This window comes from Phocaeicola sp. (assembly GCF_048170425.1).
Taxonomy (GTDB): Bacteria; Bacteroidota; Bacteroidia; order Bacteroidales; family Bacteroidaceae; genus Phocaeicola.
On the sequence record NZ_DBEXBB010000058.1, the window covers coordinates 1 to 3279 of the forward strand.

Annotated in this window: 2 protein-coding genes; both read right to left on the bottom strand. The window is 44.8% G+C overall.

Going from position 1 to position 3279, the window contains the following annotated elements; translation table 11 throughout:
- Positions 1–1328: Trk system potassium transporter TrkA (gene trkA, locus ACMJ0U_RS02525; protein WP_417127963.1), on the bottom strand; the 1328-nt coding region annotated here is incomplete at its 3' end.
- Positions 1325–3232, bottom strand: coding sequence for a 1-deoxy-D-xylulose-5-phosphate synthase (gene dxs, locus ACMJ0U_RS02530; RefSeq protein WP_417127964.1), 1908 nt, complete (start codon positions 3230–3232; stop codon positions 1325–1327). The genes dxs and trkA, both read right to left, overlap by 4 nt.
- Positions 3233–3279: the final 47 nt, after the last annotated feature.

Below are 3279 nucleotides of genomic sequence, written 5' to 3' on the forward strand. Positions count from 1 at the left end.
TTTTCTAATTTTTTAATCATCATTCCCAGACAGAACACAACGACATGGTCATTTTCCCGAATCATCGTATTACCGGTTACCAGAATACCTTCACCGTTACGAATCAAGCCTCCAATTGTCGCACCCTTAGGCAATCCCAAATCCTTTACTGCCTGTTTGGTAATCTTCGCACCAGGCTTGACCGTAAACTCTGCCACATCGGCATTAGCGAAAGTCAGACATTTCACGTTCGACACATCGGCATCCAGCATCATCTGATAAATGTGGCTTGCTGCAATAAACTTTTTATTGATTACCGTCCCAATATCCAAACTCTCGGCCATGCTGATGTAATCCACATTCTCCACTTCGGCCACCGTCTTGGTCACCCCCATTCGTTTGGCTGCCAAACAAGCCAGAATATTGGTCTCCGAATTATCGGTCAAAGCCACAAAAGCCTCTGTGTTCTTGATGCCTTCCTCCATCAACAACTGAATGTCACGACCATCTCCATTGATTACCATCACCCCATCGTCTACCAGCTCGGTCAAACGATTACAACGGGCAATATTACTCTCTATGATTTTAGCCTTCATGTAATCGGGCATATACTGCACAGTACGTACCGCAATACGGCTTCCTCCCATAATCATCACATTCCGTACATCGGCCTCATTTTCCTTTCCGGAAATCTTACGAATATATGGAATATACTTCTTCGTAGTAGTGAAATAAACAATATCATTCAACATTATCACATCATCACCACGCGGGATAATCGTTTCGTTTCCTCGCTTGATAGCCACGATGTGAAAAGGTATGTTTCTTCCACCCAATTCATGCAAAGGCACATTCAGAATCTCCGCCGTTTCGCGCATTTTTGTTCCTAACAAAACCAACGCTCCTCCTGCAAATTCCCACCACTGGCGAATCCAGCTCATTTTTACGGCATCCACGATGTCGCGAGCCGCCAACATTTCCGGATAAATCAGCGAATGAACTCCCAACTTGGCAAAGAACTCCTTGTGCTTAGGTAGAAGGTATTCATAATTGTCAATACGAGCCACGGTTTTTTTGGCACCTAAACTTGTAGCCAACATACAAGCCGTCATATTACGGCTTTCATCAGGCATAACCCCGATGAACAAATCAGCCCCGGCTACTCCGGCCTCTTTTAATCCATTTATTGATGTGGGCGAAAGATTCACGGTCATAAGATCCAGATTGTTTCCCATGGCACTCAACTTGCTCTCGTCTTCATCCATCAGAATAATATCCTGTTTCTCGCCCGACAACAGTTTGGCCAAGTGTGTTCCTACGGCACCTGCACCGGCTATAATAATTTTCATAAATTCATTATCTGTGTAATTGAACTAAATATCCCCTTTTCATCCAGACCACAAATGGCATACAAATCATTGACCGGTCCGTGCTGTATAAAAGCATCCGGAAGTCCCAGTCGTTTCATATACGGCTTGTATCCATGGTCACACAAGAATTCAAGTACAGCACTTCCCATACCGCCATTACGCACTCCGTCTTCCACAGTCAGCACACGTGTAAACTTCTGTCCCACCTCATACAGCAAGTCTTCATCTAATGGTTTCAAGAAGCGCAAATCGTAATGTGCAATGCTACATCCCAGTTCTTTCTCCGCAGAAACAATGGCCGTAGCAGCTTTATTTCCTATCGGACCAATCGTAACCACCGCCAAGTCATTACCCTCTTTCAACTTACGTCCCTTACCAACTTCTATCTCCTCCAATGGACAGTTCCAGTCGGTCAGAACTCCTCTCCCACGAGGGTAGCGGATGACAAAAGGACCTTTATCGGGCAACTGAGCCGTGTACATCAGCTTTCGCAGCTCATGTTCATCATACGGAGAAGCAATTGTCAGGTTAGGTATCGGACGCAAATAAGCCATATCAAAGGCTCCATGATGCGTTGGTCCGTCTTCACCCACCAATCCGGCGCGGTCCAGACAAAGTACCACATTCAACTTCTGAATAGCTACATCATGAATTATATTATCGTATGCACGCTGCATGAACGAAGAATACACATTACAGAAAGGCAAAAGCCCGTCTTTCGCCATTCCTCCAGAAAAAGTTACAGCATGTCCTTCCGCAATTCCTACGTCAAACACACGGTCGGGCATTTCCTTCATCATAATGTTCATGGAACATCCGGAAGGCATGGCAGGAGTTACTCCCACAATTTTCTCATTCTTACGGGCTAACTCCAGCAGCGTATTTCCAAATACGTCCTGAAACAACGGCGGCATACCACTTGTATCTGAAACGATACGTTCTCCCGTCTCCTTGTCAAAAATACCGGGTGCATGCCACAAGGTTGCTGCTTCTTCAGCTGGTTTAAAGCCCTTTCCCTTACGGGTATGTATGTGCAACAACTTAGGCCCTTTCATATCCTTTATTTCTTTCAGAACCTTTGTCAAGGCAGTAACGTCGTGTCCGTCCACTGGACCGAAATAACGGATATTTAGTCCTTCAAAGATATTCTGTTGCTGCATCAGCATGGACTTCAGGCTATTGTTGAAGCGTATCAGGCTCTTACGCCGTTCATCGTTCAAGATTCCCCAGCGATAAAGTTTTCTCGACAAAGCATTTCTCAAACGGTTATATCCCTCGGAGGTATGCAAATTCAACAAATACTGCTTCATTCCACCCACACTGCGGTCGATGGCCATATTGTTATCGTTCAGAATAATCAACAAATTATTAGGAGTAGAAGAAGCGTTGTTCAATCCTTCAAAAGCCAGACCGCCACTCATGGAACCGTCGCCAATAACGGCCACCACATGACGGTTATCTTCTCCTTTTCTTGCAGCTGCTACCGCCATACCTAGTGCAGCCGAAATAGAATTCGACGCATGTCCACACGTAAAAGTATCATACTCACTTTCTGCAGGAGAAGGGAAAGGACAAATACCATTCAACTTACGATTGGTACAGAAACGGTCGCGACGGCCTGTCAGAATCTTATGTCCGTATGCCTGATGTCCTACATCCCAAACAATACGATCGTAAGGAGTCTGGTACACATAATGAAGAGCCACAGTCAGCTCTATCACCCCCAAACTGGAACCAAAATGTCCCGGATTACGAGACAATTCATCTATAATCTTATTTCTAAGCTGATTACAGACCTCTGGCAACGCTTCGACAGAAAGTTTCCGTAAATCCTCTGGGCTATCTATCTTATTCAGCAAATCGTATGAAGTAGTCTGTTCCATCCTGTTCCACATTAACTTTAATCGCACAAAAATAGCATAAATATATA